This window comes from Roseibium sp. (assembly GCF_025698965.1).
GTDB lineage: Bacteria > Pseudomonadota > Alphaproteobacteria > Rhizobiales > Stappiaceae > Roseibium.
This window is the reverse complement of the sequence record NZ_JAILWL010000085.1, coordinates 1-16,485: the sequence shown is the minus strand read 5'-3', so window position 1 is coordinate 16,485 and position 16,485 is coordinate 1. Positions and strand designations below refer to the sequence as shown.

The window sequence follows — 16,485 nt, the reverse complement described above, 5'->3', positions numbered from 1 at the left end:
GGCACGGTCTACGTCATCAAGGACAACCGCCTTGAACCGCGCGAAGTAACGTCGCTTGCCATCGATGACGGTTTTGTCCTGGTCGATGGAGCGCTGCAAGCAGGGGAAGCCTTGCTGGCGACGCGCATTCCGGAAGCTGGAGAGGGTCTTTTGGTCAGAGAGGTGAAAACGCCTGCAATCCGGCCGGAAACCGCTGACCGTCAGGCTGCCACCGATAACGTGAACCAGTAACGGAGAGCGTTATGGCAACTCTTGGAAGATCGCGCGGACTACTTGAAGTTATCGTCCGGCACCCGAACGCTGCCAATCTGATCATGGCGATCATGGTTCTGTTTGGCGCTTTTGGTCTCTCCAAACTCAACACGCAATTTTTCCCAACGATCAAGACGGAAATGATCTCGGTCTCGATCGAGTGGTCGGGAGCCAGTGCGGAGGACGTAACCTCCAATATTCTGGAAGTGGTTGAGCCGGAACTGCGTTTCATCGACGGCTTGGATGAGATCACATCCTACGCCCGCGAAGGCTCGGCGTCGGTGCGTATGGAATTCGTCGAAGGCACGGATATGCAATTGGCGCTGTCCGATGTGGAGCAGGCGATTTCCGGTCTTACGACCTTGCCAGTGGATTCAGAAACACCCACCATATCCGTGACGACCTTCACCGATGGTGTTGCAACAATTGCGTTGCGCGGGCCGTTTTCCGAACAGGCCCTGAAAGTGTTTGCGCGTCAGATCCGCGACGACCTTCTGGAGCGCGGCATCGACAAGGTTGAACTTTCCGGTTACCGCTCGCCGGAATATCTCGTCGAAATTCCCGAACGGGAATTAAGACGTCTGGACTTGACGGTCTCTGATGTCGCCGGGCAGATTGCCGGCAATACCGTCGATCTTCCGGCCGGAAATCTGGATGGCGCAGTTGAACGTCAGATCCGGGCTCTTTCGGAAGAGCGTTCTCCGGAATCTGTCGGGCGCGTGGAAGTGAAGTCTTTCAGCTCCGGTGAGAAAGTCCTTATCGAAGACATAAGCACCGTGGTCAGGGACTACAGCTCGTCGGAGAGCCAAGGCTTTTCCGGCGGTATGCGCGCAATCGAGTTGCAGATACTGCGCACAGAAAACACCGATACGCTGAAGGCGGCGCAGGTGGTGGACGATTATCTGGCCGAAATCACACCGCAATTGCCCCAGTCTCTGGAACTCCTGAAATATGACGTTCGCGCCGACGCGGTAAAAGGCCGGATCAATCTCCTTGTCAAGAACGGTCTGTCCGGGTTGGTTCTTGTCGTCGCGATCCTGTTCCTCTTCCTGAACGCCCGTATTGCGCTCTGGGTCGCAGCCGGAATTCCGGTTGCCATGATGGCGACCCTTGGCATCATGTGGCTGCTGGGCGAAAGCATCAATATGATCTCCATGTTCGGATTGATCATGATGCTGGGCGTGATTGTCGATGATGCGATCGTTGTCGGGGAGCATACGGCGACGCGGCAAAGTATGGGAGACAGTCCCGAAGATGCAGCCGTCAATGGCGCGACAACGATGCTGGCGCCGATATTTGCTGCCAGCCTGACAACGATTGCCGCCTTCCTGCCGATCCTCGTGATCAGCGACGTGCTTGGCCAGATCATGGGCACGTTGCCGGTTGTCGTGGTTTCCGTTGTTATCGCCTCTCTGATCGAGTGTTTTCTGGTTCTGCCGGGACATTTGTCACATGCACTGGGAAGTCGGCCCGGGTGGAGCTGGTGGCGCGTGGTCATCCTGGCCGGAGCACCGGCATTCTTCTTCAGCGGGTTGGTCTCGCGACCCGACATGGCGGTGCCTCCCTATCTTGACGCTATCGATGACCCGCTCCGCAGCCTGATGGAGACGACCGGCGTCTTTGTCATCGAAATGATCATCATTACGACCTGCTTCCTGCTTGCGCTTGCCGTTGAAAGCCTCCTTCGGACTTTGCGCCTCGCCAGGCAGCGTCAGCAGACAGAAGACAAGCCAAGCTGGTTCCGCCGCGGGTTTGATGCAGGGTTTAACTGGTTCCGCGATTACCCGTTCAGGGCTTTTGTTTCCGGTGCCGTTCATTGGCGTTATGTGACGCTGGCTGTCGCCATCGCTGCCATGATCCTGGCTGTCGGCCTGGTTCGGGGTGGCCGGGTCGGTTTCACGTTCTTCCCGTCTCCCGAAGCAGAAAATCTGACTGCTTCCGTCTTCTTCCATGCAGGTATTCCGGAAGAAGAAGCAATTGCCGGCATCAAGCGCATAGAACAGGCGTTGCTGGACGCCGAAACGGATTTGACTGAAGGAAATGATGAGAGCCTGGTGGTTGCCACCTTTGTGACCAAAGGCAAGGCAGGCAACAACAGTGGTGACAACCTGGCCGAGATCTCGGTTCAGCTGTCACTTTCCGAAGAGCGCAGCACCCGGACGCCGGAGATTGTGAAGGCCTGGAAAGCAGCTGTTCCCGATGTGCCGGGAATATCACGTGTTGCAATCGCCGAGCGCCGTGGCGGACCTCCGGGCCGGGATCTTGATATTCGTCTGAGCGGTACATCGCTGAAAGATTTGAAGACCGCCGCCGGAGAGCTGCAGCAGGAACTTTCCGCTTTTCCCGGCACAAGCGGCGTTGAAGACGACCTGCCATACGGCAAGCCTGAACTCCTGGTCGAACTGACACCGCGCGGCCGTGCACTTGGCTTCACTGTTGAAAGCGCCGCGCGCCAGATCCGCAATGCCTTTGAAGGAAACATCGCTACGCGTTTTGCCGAGGGCGATGAAGAGGTTTCCGTCCGGGTCAGTCAGGTGTTTGAAAAAGACGGCACGGCAGCCTTGCGGCAATTGTCACTTCGCGCGCCCGATGGTGAATTCGTTCCCTTGACCGAGATCGTAAATCTGACCGACGCACAAGGGTTTTCCGTAATCCTGAGACGCGACGGAAAAACCATCGTGTCCGTGGTTGCCGATGTCGACAGCACTGTTACCTCGAACAACCAGATCATTGCAGAACTCAATGAGACTTTCCTGCCGCAGCTGGCTGAGAAATATGGACTTGAGTATTCCTTTGCCGGACGGGCCGAGGAACAGTCGACTGCATTCGCCGACCTGCTGACGGGAGTGCTGATGGCGGTCGTCGGTATCTACATCATTCTGGCAGCGATTTTCGCGAGCTACTCACGCCCATTCATTGTGATGTCAATAATCCCGTTCGGCGTTGTCGGAGCCATCGTCGGTCACTATCTGATGGGCTTCAACCTGACCATCCTGAGCATGATCGGCCTATTGGGTCTGTCCGGTATTCTGGTCAACAACTCGATCATTCTTGTCGCGCGTTTGCAGGAACGCATGGCTTTGGGAGAAGACCTGGATTCGGCCGCCATCTCCTCAAGCTGCGACCGGCTGCGGGCTGTCCTTCTGACCTCGATGACGACGATAGGTGGTTTGTTGCCGTTGATGTTTGAAACGAGTTTGCAGGCACAGTTCCTTTTGCCGATGGCAATCACCATCGTGTTCGGCCTGGCGACAGCCACCGCTCTGGTTCTGATCCTGGTACCTGCTCTGGTGATGATCGGCGATGACATTGCCAGTATGATCCTGGTGCGCCGGAAGCGGACAGAACGCGGACAGGAAATCACGGGACCACCAGCTTCGGGGCAAGAGATCACACCGGCAGAGTGAACCTGCGGAAGGTGTCAAAGCGCGCACGCAAATTCCGCTGTTGCCTTGGCAGCAAGTTGAATATTGCCGTCCAGAGTGGCTGGTGACTTCCCGCGTGGACCGAAATCATGGTTTCCGTCTTCCAGGTAGGTCATGGAAACATGAGCCGGTAACGTTATCTCGTCGAGTTCCGCTTTGGAGCCGAAAGGGTCACGATCCCCCTGAAGAATCCGGACAGGGCGTTTGGCATCCTCAAGCGGAGCCAGGCGCCAGTCCGCCTCCGGTTTTCCTGTCGGATGGAACGGATAGCCGAAGCAGCAGATACCCGCGACACGTCCAGGCAGCGAACCGCCGCCACTAAGCATAGCAGCCACACGCCCCCCCATGGACTTGCCGCCCAGCAAAAGCGATCCCTCGGTAGCGTTCATCAATGTCTGAAGAGCCGTCTGGAACTCCCCGATCAGCTTGTCGGCCCTCGGAGGGGGCTTCTTTGGCCCGCCGGTTCGCCGCCCGGCCATATAGGCAAATTCGAACCGGGCAACTGAAATACCCTCACCAACCAGAGCTTCGGCAAGTCTGTTCATGAAAGCGGAATCCATCGGTGCGCCGGCACCGTGGGCCATGAGAAGAGTCGCCAGGGGAGGGGTTTCAGGACGGTTCCAGAGAAAGGCAGTCATGATGATGTGATCTGTCGCAGCGGTAAAAGAAGTAAACAGGGATATGATCCTGGCCTATAGAGACTGGAAGTCCTTGGCAAGAAGCTTCAATTGAGAATGAGCGCAGAACCGAATGTTTGAACAGTTAGACATCAATCAGATCCGTATGGCTTGTTTCGGCGGTATCTTTTTGATCATGGCTCTGCTGGAAGCCGGATTGCCGAGAAGGAACCTCAAGAATGGCCGGATGAAACGCTGGCCGACCAATTGGGGCTTCATTCTTCTGGATTCGCTTCTGGTCAGGCTGATTTTCCCGATCGGTGGCGTCGGCTTGGCCCTTCTGGCTGAGGAGCGTGGTTGGGGACTGTTCGGTACGCTCGGATGGTCTGGCTGGATCGCGGGACCGGTCACCTTTCTGGTGCTCGACCTTGCAGTCTGGTTCCAGCATCTCATGTCACACAAAGTGCCTTTGTTCTGGCGAGTTCATCGGGTGCATCATGCCGACAGTGATGTGGATGCCACGACCGCACTCAGATTTCATCCGATTGAGATCCTGCTTTCATTCGTCTGGAAGGGACTGGTGATCTTTGTGCTTGGTGGTCCCGTCGAGGCGGTGCTGATTTTTGAGATCGTGCTGAACGCCTCAGCCGTCTTCGGTCACGCCAATGTCAGAATTCCGGCAAAGCTCGACTGGCTGCTCAGGTTGCTGATCGTGACGCCGGACATGCACCGGATCCATCATTCGGTCATACGCCGCGAAACGGATTCCAACTATGGATTTTACCTCTCCATCTGGGATCGGCTTTTCGGTACTTACGTGGAAGAACCGGAAAAGGGGCACGATAATATGGAAATCGGTCTTGGTCCGTCCCTGACACCCAAATCGCATTCCTTCCCGTTCAGCCTTGCAATCCCGTTTTTCGAAAACAAGCAACGCCAGTCAGGCCGCGGAGACAAGTGGGAAGCTCAGGAATAAGCCTCAGTAGAAGCTTAAGGGAAAGTATCGCAGGTAGAGCTCCTGGTAGATGCCCTTCTGGTAGAGTTGCCGGAGTGCGTAGTTGAGGGCAGCGGCACGTTCCGGATCTTCCGCCCGGGTGGCAATCGCCATACCTTGATCAAAGTAACCGGCTTCCAGCCATGGCCCGCCTTCGAACCTGCAACAGCCGTCGGCAGCTTCACTTGGCAGCCAGAAGGAGAGGCTCAGGCCGTCGCCGAAATGGGCATCGGCTGTTCCCGATTTCACGGCGTCGCGGGCTTCGGCTGAGGTCTCAAGAACCAGGATCTCCGCTTCCGGCCAGAACCGGTCGGCAAAGGCTTCGAACCGGGATCCGGCTTCCACGGCAATGATCTTGTCTTTCAGGTTTTGCTCACTGAAATCCTGGCCCCCGGGATCGCGAACAATGAACCTCGCGGGCAGTTTCAGATAATCTTCGGTGAAATTCAGACGCTTTGTGCTCGGCAGGCTCTTTGACAAGCCGGAGATGATTGCATCGCCTTCATCTTCCTCCAGTGCCGGAAGCAGAACATCGAAGTCCTTGATCCGGAGTGCGCAGGAACTTCCAAGTTCCTGACACAGGGCGCGTGCGAGATCGACATTGAAGCCCGTCAGGCGGCCCTGAGGGTCGCGAAAGACAAATGGCGGATAGCCGTCGGTTGCCAGAAACTGGATCTTGTCAGGGATGGATGCCGGTCGGTCGTGAACGGCTTTCGGGTCCCAGAAATTCGGAACACGTACATTTGTCCCCTGGGCACTTGCGGCAGTTGCCGAGGTTGCAAGAACGGAAATCAGGCAAAGCCATGCACACAAAGAACGAATGGAGATCTTAAACACTGTCCTCACATGGAATTCCTGAAATCTCAGCAAGCGCAGCGGACCGGATGTCAGGCTGCCAAATCGGGTGTGAAGGCAGAGTATCTTGTTCCATACCGGATTGTCAGCACGGAATATGCGGTTAAGCCGGTGCAATATCACCGGCCCATGAGAACTGGTCAGGATTGCCTAAGCGGCTTCCGTGTCGTGAGGGTTCGCGACGATTGGCCAGATCGGGCGTTCCAGCATCTTGTAGGCATTACGCCTGGGATCACTTGGATAGGGACCGTCGACAGCGCAATAGAGAATTTCCGCTGCAACGGTTTCAAATGCACCGTGGAAATGGTTTGTGGACTTGACCACCAGGATTTTCCTGGCCGCAACATCAATACCGAGATTTGTGAAAAGATCCGGTGAGAAAGTCTGAGCCCGGTTGGAATTCAGGACCACTTCTATGCCAGCGATTTCGATGACCGCACAATCTCCGAGCGGGACAACAGACTGACCAAAACTCTGCACCGCGTTCCTTTGTGTCCTGAGTACGGTGACGTCGCCATCAACCGGGTCGCCGGCATCCGGAGAGGTTTTCCCGCCGAACCGAAGTTTCAGGCGAGCGCCTTCACCGGCTGCATGACACAGTCGGACCGCCATCGGATCCCAGATCGTGCCGAAAGCGATATCGCTCAGACCAATTGAAAGCGCGCGCCGCAGCATTATGGTTGAATCGCCGGCGACCCCGCCACCGGGATTGTCCCAGACATCAGCGATGACCACCGGGCCGTCTGGATGGGCGGCTGCCTTCGCGAGGGCAGCGCCGGGCGTCAAAAACTCAGGCCGCGTCGTGCCGCGATACGAGAACAGTTCCAGACCCAGTTTTTCCGCCAGCAGGTCTCCTTCCTGTTTCGAATTGTCCGTTGTCACGAGGATCTTGGCGCCGAGATCCGGGGAGTCTCCTGCCATGAACCCGTGGATCGCAGAGACAGACAGAGCTGCACCTGTTTGTTCCAGCTGCGTTAACCTGTCGATGAACCCGCGCATCGGAGGGCGGCTTGTCGGCAGGACTTCGATCATGCGGACATCGAACACCGAATGAACCGGGGCGATTTCACCGCGCGCCGCCTGCAATGTCAGGTCTACGCAGGCTTCACCCGTTTCGGCAAAGTCGGTATGCGGGAATTCCTTGAAGACCGTGATGATATCGGCGTTTTGAACTCTTTTGGCGCTGAGGTGACTGTGCGGATCGAAGGTCACGCCGATTTTTGTGTCAGGGCCGGAAATTTGGCGTGTGGCGGCGATCAGGTCACCTTCGCAGTCGACACATGTGTCGGCGATCATCGCCCCGTGAAGCCCCAGGATCACGGCATCGACCGGCAATGCGGCCCGAAGCTGCTCGAGAACTTCCTCACGCAAGTGGATCCAGGTCGACTTGTTGACGAGGCCTCCCGGTTCTGCCCAGGTCGCGGTGCCTTCAATCAGTGTAATTTCACCCGCGCCGGCACGTTTTCGCAGCGCTGGAAAGATGCCACTGCACAGTGTCGGTGTTTCGGGATGTTCGCCAGGAGGTGCGTAAAAGCTTTCTTTAAAGTCGGCGAGATCAGTCCGGAGAGGAGAAAAAGTATTTGTTTCAGTGGCTATGGACGCACAGAAGACGCGCATTGAATAGTCCAGTCTCACAAGTGGCGCTGTTATTGTCGTTGTCTTGAAAATGGAGCCGGCGGGACTTTTTACCCGCCGGCCTGTTTCGTTAGTCGAGATAGGTTTCCGCGTTTGCCTTGGCGACTTCCGCCTTGAACAGGGTCAACAGTTCAACGGCCTTTTCATCGAGGTTTTCATTTACATGGCTTTCAAACGCAGGCTGTGTCGCGGCTGCCATGGCCTCTCTCTGTGCGTCATCCAGGGAGGTCACTTCCATGGCGTCCATAAGACCCGCCAACCCGCGCTCCGATGATTCAATAATCCGGGAAAGCCCACGGCTGGCGGTGACGCAGTTCTCTGCGGCCGCATGCAGCGTCGCCCGTTCGTCATCGCTGAGGCCCTCGTAAAAGGCCCGGTTGATCATGAAAGTGTAAGGCGAAAACAGGTGGTTGGTGAGGGTCAGGTACTTCTGGACTTCAGAGAAGTTGGCGAAGGAGATGATCGGAACAGGGTTCATCTGGCCGTCGATCACACCGGTTTGCAGACCGGAATAAACTTCGCCCCAGGACAGCGGATAAGCTTCCGCGCCGAGCGCCTGAATGATTTTCTGGTGTGATGGCAAGGTCATCGTTCGGATACGGATACCTTCGAAATCTTCCAGATTTGCGATTGGTTTCTGCGAGTTCGTCACCGCGAAAAAACCACCGGTGTCCGGAAAGCCGAGGACAACAACATCGCCGAGCGTCGCCTCGATGTCCGCAGCAAGCGCCTTTCCGAAATCGCCATCAAAGACCTTGTAGGTCGCCTCGTTGCCGGCAAAGGCAAAGGGCAGGTTCAGAACGTCAACACGCGGATAGTAGCTGGCGAGAGCCCCTGTAGATGTGAGCGTTGCCTGGATCAGGCCGTCGCGTACCTGTTGAACATGTTCCGCGGCCGAGCCGAGCTGGTTCGAGCCAAAGACTTCCACTTTGACGCTGCCGTTGGTTCCGGCCTGAACAAGGTTGGAGAACACCGCCGTGCAGGCATGTGCCGGATTTTCAAATGGGTCGGTCTTGTTGTCGTGTCCGAACTTGATAGTGCCGCCTGCGGCTAGGGCTGTGCTTGCAGTCATGGTTACGGCAAGGGCCAATCCTGTCGTCAATAGTCTCATGTTTTCAGTCCTCTCTGGTTTCTTTTTGAGGTCAGTTGGCAAATCCAAGGAAGCGGGGCAGCAACAAGGCTGCGTCTTCCCAGAACGCGAAGATGAAAAGGATGCTGATTTCGGCCAGCAGAAAGGGCATCAGCTTGATCGAGATGCGTTCGAGTTTTTCTCCTGTCACGGAGGAAAGAACGAACAGGCAGGCACCGACCGGCGGTGTCATCAGCGATATGTTCAGGGCAAGCACAAAGATTATGCCTGCGTGAATTGGCTCCAGGCCGACCTGCTCGGTGAGCGGCACTAGCACCGGCGCAAGGATGATGAGGATCGCAGTTATATCCATCACCATGCCGACCACCAGCAGAAGCCCGATGATGATCGCGATGACCGCATATCGGTTGTCGGAAAGGCTCAGAACGTTTTCGGCGATCAGCTGCGGAATGCGTTCGAAGCTCATCCACCACCCGAGTATGCCGGCAAAGGCTATGATGACGAAGATAACGCCGGTGATCCTGGCCGTGCGCACCAGCATCCGATAGAAGGCGGCAAGCTTGAGGGTGCGGTAGACGAACACGCCAATGAAAACCGCGTAGGCGACTGCTATGGACGCAGCCTCCGTTGGGGTGACGACACCGCCGAGAATGCCGCCCAGAATGATGATCGGCATTGCAAGCGCCGTAAGGGAGCCGACGAATGTCGACCAGACTTCCTTCAAGGTGGCGCCGCGAACCGCTTTTGGGAGTTTTTCCCGGTTGCCACCGATGACGATGACCGCCATGCAGACCAGGCAGATAACAAGACCGGGCAGAATTCCGGCGGCAAACAGACCGGCGATTGAGACACCCATGAGTGAGCCGTAAACGACCATGAGTCCGGAAGGAGGAATGGTGGGGCCAATGATGGACCCTGCAGCGGTCACGGCGCAGGCGTAGTCGCGTTTATAACCTTCCTTGACCATTGCCGGAACCAGGGTCCGGCCGAAAGCTGCCGCGTCTGCGGTTGCCGAACCAGTCAGTCCGGCAAAGAAAACAGAGGCCAGCATGTTGGTGTGTGCCAAGCCGCCGCGAAAGCGGCCCACCAGAACCTGTGCCAGATTGACGAGCCGGTTGGTGATGCCGATGCCATTCATGATTTCACCGGCGAGGATGAAGAAAGGCATGGCAAGGAAGGGGAAGATATTCAATCCGTTGAAGATCTTGCTGGGGCCGATGGACAGAAACTGGGTTCCGCCCATGTCGATCAGGCCGACAACACCGGCAAGACCGATTGCAAAGCCGATCGGCATACCGAACAGGATCAGAAGTACAAATGCCAGACCTGCCCACATCAGACCGCTTCCTCTTCTGCCGTGAATTCCAGATGAGTGCCGAGGTCGCGAATGAGAACGAGGACAAGCTGTACGCTGCAAAGTGCTGCTGATGCCGGGATGGCTGCATAAAAAGGTTCAAGGCTGAGCCCGAATATCATCGCCTGACGGCTCGCACCGCTTTGGGCAAAGCCAAGCCCGTACCACAGCACATAAAGAAAAAGGCTGAGGGCGAGGATATCCATGACGATAAGAGCGGTTCGCTGAAATTTCTTGGGCCACAGGTTCAAAAAGGCGGTCAGGCCGATATGTTCCCTGCGCGCGATGCCGCAGGAAATTGCAAGCATGGCAGCCCAGATCATCAGGTAGCGGGCCATCACCTCCGGCCAGGGGAGTTGCCAGTGAAAGTAATAACGGTCGACCACGCCAAGCCAGACATCAAGGACCAGCAGCAACATCAATAAGGCGACAACGGCTTCGGTGATCGTGTTGATCCGTGCGCTGGTGAGACGTGCCCACGTTTGCATTCTGCCCTCCCAAGTGCGTAACTGAAGTACATAATGAGTAGGGAAAATTACAAAATCAAGCGAAATTTCTAATTAAAGTACAAAATTGATCGTGAGTTAGGGCGAAATTATGTACCTTAAGTCTGGATTTTGAAAAATAATGTACTTAAATTACAAATCAGGTGACGGTGTAGGAGCGGGAAATGACGGAAAGCGATCGCACGCAAACTGAACTTCCAAATCGGGGACAGGCCGCCGTGGCAGATCTGATTTCCGCGTTGGAACGCGTCGATGGCCAGCTTGCCGCGCGCGAGCAACGCGTTGCGGATTACGTCAAGGCCAACATTGACAGCATCAGTACAATGACCATTGCCGAACTCGCAGGAGCAGCGGATGTTTCCACACCGACCGTGATCCGGTTCTGCAGATCGCTCGGTTGTGATGGTTTCAAGGAATTCAAACTGCGGCTTGCTCAGAACCTGGCTGTGAGTTTGCAATACATCCAGGCGGATGTCGGAGAAGAGCCGGCCAATGTGGAAAATGCGCTCGACCATGTCCTGGCTGCGATTTACGCGACCACCAATGTCATGCGCAAGCAGCTTGATCCCAGGCAACTGGAGGGCGCAAAGGCAGCGATTATTGGCTGCAAGCAGCTTCTGGTGGCGGGAATGGGTGGGGGGTCGTCAGTGCTTGCCCAGGAGGGAGCCAATCGCTTCTTTAGATTGGGCATCACCACCATGGCGGTCAATGACAGCTATATCCTGCAGATGCGGGCCGCCACCCTGAGACCCGATGACACGTTGCTCTTGTTTTCTGCAAGCGGCGAAACCGATGCGATTGTCGCGGCAGCAAAAGTCGCGGGGGCGTATGGTGCAAGGACGATCTGCATATCAAAACCTGGGACACGGTTGGCCGATGTCGTCTCCATCCCGATCGTCGTTGATCTGCCGGAAGATCCCCATATCTTCAAGCCGACAGCCACCCGCTACGCCTTCCTCGCCATTCTGGATGCGATTGCCATGTCGGTCGCCTATGAAACAAGGGATGAAACCACGGAAAACCTGCGCCGTATCCGTTCGTCTCTTACTGCCTATCACGGACGCACCGGCCCCCAACCCTTGGGGGACTAGTGTGGTGATTTTGAAATTTACTCCATAAATTCAGCACTCTCCGTTGCGAGTTTCAAATTTAAATTCCATGCCAGAAACACACATTGCTCAGGTCACACCATCGCAGTTTGTTTGTGAGGGTTGACTGAGAGATGCGAAAAGGGAGATTGGGCCAGGCTTCCAAATGCAGGCTGTTGCAAGTGGCATGAAAAAAATTCAAACAACCGCTTGAAGCTATAGCGACTAGAGGTCCTATGTAAGAGCTGACTCAATTTCCGGAGCCAGTTCGATGCTGAAAGACGCTCAGGTCAAAACCTGTTCATCCGAAAAACAAAACCCTGAAGAGGGACACCTGGACGGCCGTAACAAGGCAAGCTGTTGTGGAACCGCGAGTGTTTCCGCCAAACCGGTGCCGAAATTGGGTGTCGGGCGCAGCTTTCGAGTTGACGGGCTCGACTGTGCCGAGGAGGTGGCAATCCTGAACAAGGTGCTTGCGCCTAAACTGGGCGGCGAAGAACACTTGGCCTTTGATGTCCTCAATGCCCGAATGACTATTCTCGACAGCGCGGCTCCCTTGCCGGACGAAGCCGTTATCAGGATCGTCGGTGACACAGGCATGACCGCAAAGTTGTGGGATGCGTCGAGCGCGGACAAGGATCATGCGGCGCATCTGGCCCGGCAGAAACGATTTACCGCTCTCTCTGCCAGTTTCTGGGGATTGGGGTTCGCCTATCATTTCGTCGAAACGGGGCTGTCCGGAGCGGTGGGGCTGTTTTCCGGTCATGGCCAGAGCGCCATGCCGACTGTCGAAATCGTCAGTTTTCTTCTGGCTGTTGTATTCGGGGCCTGGCTTGTCGCACCCAAGGCCTGGTCTGCCGCGCGCCGCCTGGCACCGGACATGAACCTGCTGATGATGGTTGCGGTCATGGGCGCGATCGCACTGGGAGAATATTTCGAGGCAGCGACAGTCGCGTTCTTCTTTGCGCTTTCTCTGACCCTGGAAAGCTGGAGCGTTGGCCGGGCTCGCAATGCCGTCGCAGCCCTGCTTGACCTGGCACCGCCGACGGCACGGGTGATCGCGGCCGACGGCAGCGAGAAGGATATGCCTGCTGCAGATGTGACTGTTGGTGACCGCTTCGTAGTACGCGGTGGTGACCGCATTCCGCTAGATGGTGAGGTGATTGATGGAACTGGCGCTGTCGATCAGGCACCGATAACCGGAGAAAGCGCTTTGGTCGCCAAGGAAGCCGGCGACGAGGTCTTTGCTGGAACGATCAATGGCGATGGATCCCTGACCATTCGCGCCACGAAGCTGGCAACCGATACAGTTCTTGCGAAAATAACCCGGATGGTCAGTGACGCCCATTCACGCCGTGCTGAGGTGGAACAATGGGTGACGAAGTTTGCCAGAATATATACGCCGATCATCATGGCGTTGGCCGTCGTGATTGCTGTCTTCCCGCCGCTTCTGTTCGGTGCCGTGTGGTCAGTCTGGTTTTATAACGCATTGGTGCTTCTGGTGATTGCCTGTCCCTGTGCCCTGGTGATCTCCACGCCCGTTTCGATTGTCGCGGCCCTGGCTGCGTCTGCCCGCAGTGGTGTCTTGATCAAGGGGGGCGCCTATGTCGAAATTCCAAGCAGGTTGAAGGCACTGGCCATGGACAAAACCGGCACCATTACGGAAGGTGAGCCGGAAGTCGCAAGCGTTTATCCGATCGCAACCGACGAAGCCGGTCTGTTGGCTGTGGCTGCTGGCCTTGAAGCCCGTTCTTCTCATCCATTGGCGCGGGCGATCCTTGCACGAGCGGGCGAAATTCAGCCGGCTGAGAACACTCGAACGGTTCCGGGCCGGGGGGTAGAGGGGATCATGGACGGCCAAGCCGTGTGGCTTGGATCGGACCGCTTCGCATCGGAAAAGAATGTGGAGATCCCGGCGGATTTCAAGGAACAAATCGAGCGCGCGGGCAGTACACTTGTCGCGGTAGGCAACAAGAACGGTCTGCTCGGCCTGCTGGAACTTCGGGACCGCATTCGTGCCGATGCAAAGGAGGTGGTTGCACGCCTGCATGCGCAGGGCGTTGAAAAGATCGTCATGTTGACAGGCGACAATCAGCGCACAGCGGAATTTGTCGCCGATGAAGTCGGTATCGACGATGTCCGTGCAGAACTGCTGCCCGCGGACAAGGTGACAGCCATTGAGGAATTGACCCGTGAATACGATACCGTTGCCATGATCGGGGACGGCGTGAATGACGCACCGGCCATGGCGCGGGCAAACTTCGCGATCGCAATGGGGGCGGTCGGTTCAGATGCTGCGATTGAGACCGCCGATATAGCCCTGATGAGCGACGATATCGGCAAGCTCCCCTGGCTGGTCGGTCATTCCCGCCACGCGATGGCGGTCATTCGGCAGAACATAATGGTCGCGTTGGCAACCAAGGCGATATTCGTCGCGCTGACTGCCTTTGGTATGGCCACCATGTGGGGGGCGATTGCCGCGGATGTCGGCGTGTCCCTGGCCGTCGTCGCGAATGCCCTGCGATTGCTGAAAGTCGAAAAGACCGCGTGACCAGGGCTTCAGCCGATTTTGGAAGTAGGGGTGCTGTCTGGAGCGGGTGAAGGGAATCGAACCCTCGTCTTAAGCTTGGGAAGCTTCTGCTCTACCATTGAGCTACACCCGCTTGGCCTCCGAACTTTCTGCGCCCACTTGTCGAAACTGTCAAGCTGGGGATCTTTCTTTTCCCGTGTCGCCTGATCTTGCGCATCGGCAAAGAAATCGCCATGTTCGCGCCGGCGCAAAGCGCTTCCAGGAAATCATTTGAACTTCAGGTCGGATGAATGCGAAATCAGGTCAAAGCGCTGGTTATCTCACGAAATTGGGAAATCGGCATTATCAGCATAATCGTTCTGAATGCCGTGACATTGGGACTCGAAACCAGCCCGAAAGTCATGGATCAGGTTGGCGGTATTCTGCTGTTTTTTGACAGGGTGATCCTCGGTATCTTTGTGGTGGAGTTGATCCTGAGGCTTTACGCGCACGGCCTGAGGTTCTTCAAGGATCCCTGGAGTATCTTCGACTTTCTGATTGTCGGCATTTCGCTGATGCCGGCCAGCGGCGCTTTTACGGTGCTCCGGTCTTTGCGGATCCTGCGTGTTCTGCGCCTCATCTCCGTCGTTCCCTCCCTGCGGCGCGTGATCGGCGGCTTGATTGCCGCCCTGCCGGGAATGGGATCGATTGTCGTTTTGATGGCCCTGGTATTTTATGTCTTTGCGGTAATGGCGACCAAGCTTTACGGCGAAACATTCCCGGACTGGTTCGGTGATCTCGGTGCTTCGCTCTATACGCTCTTCCAGATCATGACGCTGGAAAGCTGGTCCATGGGCATTGTCCGACCGGTCATGGAAGTCTATCCGATGTCCTGGCTGTTCTTCGTGCCCTTCATTCTGTGTACAGCCTTCACCGTTTTGAACCTGTTCATCGGTATCATTGTCTCGGCCATGCAGGAAGAACATGATGCAGAGGCAGATGCCAACCGTCAGGCGATCCACGACGACACGGTGTTGATCCTGGAGGAAGTAAAGGGGCTCAGGGAAGAGCTGAAACAGCTCCGGTCGGAAGTCGGTCAAAAGACAGCTTGAAGACAGGACCAAACTTGAGAAGAGGCCGGAAGCCACAGAGGCCGGCGTGGAGCCGGCCGGCTTTGAAGATTATGGTTTGTGGATTGTGAGTTGAGGGAAGGGAATGTTCCAGCCGTTTTCGGTGCAGCATTCCACTGCCAACCGTGCAAGTGCATGCTCGATGGTTTCGTAGACATGCCCCATTCCGGGTCCGACATCGACCTCAATCTCAAAGTCCAGTGAAGACTCTCCAGCGCGAAACAGTGTCACGAAGGTCGTCAGGATATTTTCTGAACCGAAAATACTGCGAATCTTCCGGTCGACAAAACTCTGCATGATCTTCGGTATCTCGCCCGGAGCATCTGCCTGATGGGCATAATCGACACCGAATTCGATTGTGACCCTAAAGGTATGGGAGAGGTTTTTGGGATTCTGCTCAAGGAAAGCCGGAGTGGTAAAGTGAGAGACTGCCCCGCCTTCTTCCCTCAGATGAACGGCCTCCGGGCTTTGCAGGACAACCTCCGCCCATAAGCCGTTATCCAATAGCACCCAATCGCCTTCCTCGGTTGGAAACCACTTTTCCCTGCCGTCCATCGGTCTGGAATGTTGCCCCCTGAGTTCGCGAACCGGAACCGTGTAGTGTCCGCCTCTGAGGGTGGGATTTTCCAGGTCCGTATAAAGGTCGAGTTTTGAAACGCGCCACGGGACATTGTTGATGATGACCCGTTCTCCCTCTTGAACCGCTCCAAGGTTGAGCAGCAGGGTAACCTGTTCGATCAGGCTCGGCAGCGATTTCAGAACGAACCAGCCGATTGCGATGAACAGCAGCAACATGGCACCGGTCAGGAACCAGTCGTTGTAATAGTTGAAAATCGTGATTGTTGTCCCGAAGGCAAGAGCGATGGTCATCAGGTCGTAGATCAAGACAAACAGGCGCACCGGAAAACTGCGGTTACGAGGGCTGCCGATCACGGTGATCAAGGCCCGTCGCAACAGGCGCATCACCAGGATGACCGCGGAAAACGCGACGACCCCAAAAAACAGGTTTCGACCGCGGTCGCTGAAGAAG

At 56.2% G+C, this 16,485-nt stretch carries 12 protein-coding genes, 1 tRNA gene and 1 pseudogene; 6 read left to right on the top strand and 8 right to left on the bottom strand.

The genetic code is table 11. The annotated features are described in order from the left end of the window. A pseudogene (locus K5905_RS09275) lies at nucleotides 1-231 on the top strand (efflux transporter periplasmic adaptor subunit); the annotation flags it as partial. A gap of 11 nt (nucleotides 232-242) precedes the next feature. Next, nucleotides 243-3,659: an efflux RND transporter permease subunit gene (locus K5905_RS09270; RefSeq protein ID WP_297582820.1), complete on the top strand. Its 3,417-nt coding sequence runs from the start codon at nucleotides 243-245 to the stop codon at nucleotides 3,657-3,659. 14 nt (nucleotides 3,660-3,673) lie between these two features. On the opposite strand, the gene K5905_RS09265 is transcribed toward K5905_RS09270, so the two are convergent. Next, nucleotides 3,674-4,315 (bottom strand): alpha/beta family hydrolase, encoded by a 642-nt coding sequence (locus K5905_RS09265; protein WP_297582818.1) that lies wholly within the window; start codon nucleotides 4,313-4,315, stop codon nucleotides 3,674-3,676. A gap of 112 nt (nucleotides 4,316-4,427) precedes the next feature. Between K5905_RS09265 and K5905_RS09260 the strand changes: the two genes are divergently transcribed. Beyond that, a complete protein-coding gene (locus tag K5905_RS09260) occupies nucleotides 4,428-5,270 on the top strand; it encodes a sterol desaturase family protein (protein WP_297582816.1) in 843 nt (280 codons plus the stop codon). A gap of 3 nt (nucleotides 5,271-5,273) precedes the next feature. Here K5905_RS09260 and K5905_RS09255 read toward each other — a convergent pair whose 3' ends face one another. The 5 genes from K5905_RS09255 to K5905_RS09235 all read right to left on the bottom strand — a co-directional run bounded on the left by K5905_RS09255 (nucleotide 5,274) and on the right by K5905_RS09235 (nucleotide 10,710). Next, complete coding sequence (locus K5905_RS09255; protein WP_297582814.1) at nucleotides 5,274-6,134, bottom strand: transporter substrate-binding domain-containing protein; 861 nt, start codon at nucleotides 6,132-6,134, stop codon at nucleotides 5,274-5,276. A 159-nt stretch (nucleotides 6,135-6,293) separates the two neighbouring features. Continuing rightward, nucleotides 6,294-7,760: a M81 family metallopeptidase gene (locus K5905_RS09250; RefSeq protein ID WP_297582812.1), complete on the bottom strand. Its 1,467-nt coding sequence runs from the start codon at nucleotides 7,758-7,760 to the stop codon at nucleotides 6,294-6,296. 88 nt (nucleotides 7,761-7,848) lie between these two features. Continuing rightward, nucleotides 7,849-8,889 carry a DctP family TRAP transporter solute-binding subunit gene (locus tag K5905_RS09245; RefSeq protein ID WP_297582810.1) on the bottom strand — a complete coding sequence of 347 codons (1,041 nt, stop codon included), beginning with the start codon at nucleotides 8,887-8,889 and terminating at the stop codon, nucleotides 7,849-7,851. A gap of 31 nt (nucleotides 8,890-8,920) precedes the next feature. Then, on the bottom strand, nucleotides 8,921-10,204 hold the full coding sequence (locus tag K5905_RS09240; protein WP_297582808.1) for a TRAP transporter large permease: 1,284 nt from the start codon (nucleotides 10,202-10,204) through the stop codon (nucleotides 8,921-8,923). Beyond that, nucleotides 10,204-10,710, bottom strand: coding sequence for a TRAP transporter small permease (locus tag K5905_RS09235; protein WP_297582806.1), 507 nt, complete (start codon nucleotides 10,708-10,710; stop codon nucleotides 10,204-10,206). Before K5905_RS09235 ends, K5905_RS09240 begins: the two co-directional genes overlap by 1 nt. Nucleotides 10,711-10,892: 182 nt before the next feature. On the opposite strand from K5905_RS09235, the gene K5905_RS09230 reads away from it, so the two are divergent. Then, on the top strand, nucleotides 10,893-11,819 hold the full coding sequence (locus tag K5905_RS09230; RefSeq protein WP_297582805.1) for a MurR/RpiR family transcriptional regulator: 927 nt from the start codon (nucleotides 10,893-10,895) through the stop codon (nucleotides 11,817-11,819). 268 nt (nucleotides 11,820-12,087) lie between these two features. Further along, entirely contained in the window at nucleotides 12,088-14,367 is a 2,280-nt protein-coding gene (locus K5905_RS09225) for a cation-translocating P-type ATPase (protein WP_297582804.1), read from the top strand. Between the two features lie 38 nt (nucleotides 14,368-14,405). Here K5905_RS09225 and K5905_RS09220 read toward each other — a convergent pair. Beyond that, nucleotides 14,406-14,479 (bottom strand) — tRNA-Gly (locus K5905_RS09220). Between the two features lie 157 nt (nucleotides 14,480-14,636). Between K5905_RS09220 and K5905_RS09215 the strand changes: the two genes are divergently transcribed. After that, nucleotides 14,637-15,437, top strand: coding sequence for an ion transporter (locus K5905_RS09215; RefSeq protein WP_297582802.1), 801 nt, complete (start codon nucleotides 14,637-14,639; stop codon nucleotides 15,435-15,437). Nucleotides 15,438-15,506: 69 nt separating this feature from the next. Here K5905_RS09215 and K5905_RS09210 read toward each other — a convergent pair. After that, nucleotides 15,507-16,485, bottom strand: a 979-nt coding sequence (locus tag K5905_RS09210; protein WP_297582800.1) for a hypothetical protein, incomplete at its 5' end; no start/stop codon positions are given.

Bases quoted from the DNA above. Each gene is read 5' to 3' on its own strand.
- K5905_RS09230 (WP_297582805.1), top strand. From the start codon at position 10,893: ATGACGGAAAGCGATCGCACGCAAACTGAACTTCCAAATCGGGGACAG.
- K5905_RS09240 (WP_297582808.1), bottom strand. From the start codon at position 10,204: ATGTGGGCAGGTCTGGCATTTGTACTTCTGATCCTGTTCGGTATGCCG.
- K5905_RS09250 (WP_297582812.1), bottom strand. From the start codon at position 7,760: ATGCGCGTCTTCTGTGCGTCCATAGCCACTGAAACAAATACTTTTTCT.
- K5905_RS09265 (WP_297582818.1), bottom strand. From the start codon at position 4,315: ATGACTGCCTTTCTCTGGAACCGTCCTGAAACCCCTCCCCTGGCGACT.
- K5905_RS09270 (WP_297582820.1), top strand. From the start codon at position 243: ATGGCAACTCTTGGAAGATCGCGCGGACTACTTGAAGTTATCGTCCGG.
- K5905_RS09225 (WP_297582804.1), top strand. From the start codon at position 12,088: ATGCTGAAAGACGCTCAGGTCAAAACCTGTTCATCCGAAAAACAAAAC.
- K5905_RS09235 (WP_297582806.1), bottom strand. From the start codon at position 10,710: ATGCAAACGTGGGCACGTCTCACCAGCGCACGGATCAACACGATCACC.
- K5905_RS09260 (WP_297582816.1), top strand. From the start codon at position 4,428: ATGTTTGAACAGTTAGACATCAATCAGATCCGTATGGCTTGTTTCGGC.
- K5905_RS09215 (WP_297582802.1), top strand. From the start codon at position 14,637: ATGCGAAATCAGGTCAAAGCGCTGGTTATCTCACGAAATTGGGAAATC.
- K5905_RS09245 (WP_297582810.1), bottom strand. From the start codon at position 8,889: ATGAGACTATTGACGACAGGATTGGCCCTTGCCGTAACCATGACTGCA.